Consider the following 449-nt stretch of genomic DNA (forward strand, 5'->3'; position numbering starts at 1 on the left):
GTTGTTTTTTCTTCCGAGTTATTATATCAATTGACGTGATAGACAACATTTTTCAGATACTATTTTTCCCATTTTCCAGCAAGTTATTAAAAGTGCTTAGCATGATTTTTTTAATTGTTTAAAGTGTACAATCGTTGAATACGGCATACTTGCGATGCGCTGTACCCGGTAGCTTGAGCGGTTTCATGTATACTTAGTTTTTTAACATTTCGAGACCGTTGTTATAGGGGTCACCTTGGATATTGGAAATTATTGTACGTTAAGGTTTTTTTTGTATTGTTCTATGTTAGCAGATCTGAGAGATCTGAACTTACCTGATGTTGTTTTACGCTTTCTTGGCCAGATATAATCGCCTGTCAGATTGATATGCTCCCATCCTAATGGGGATAGATGGGATAACAATTGATCATTGATTTTGATTCCCTGTTTTTTCAGAGAGTCGACAGCTC

At 36.1% G+C, this 449-nt stretch carries 1 protein-coding gene; it reads right to left on the bottom strand.

What is annotated here, in order from left to right; translation table 11 throughout:
* Nucleotides 1–249 precede the first annotated feature (249 nt).
* The coding region (locus ACRRVB_RS04995; protein ID WP_432466027.1) for a Tn3 family transposase at nt 250–449 on the bottom strand (200 nt) is incomplete at its 5' end.

Origin of the sequence: Candidatus Cardinium hertigii, assembly GCF_050864855.1 — a bacterium.
Classification (GTDB): Bacteria; Bacteroidota; Bacteroidia; order Cytophagales; family Amoebophilaceae; genus Cardinium; species Cardinium hertigii_C.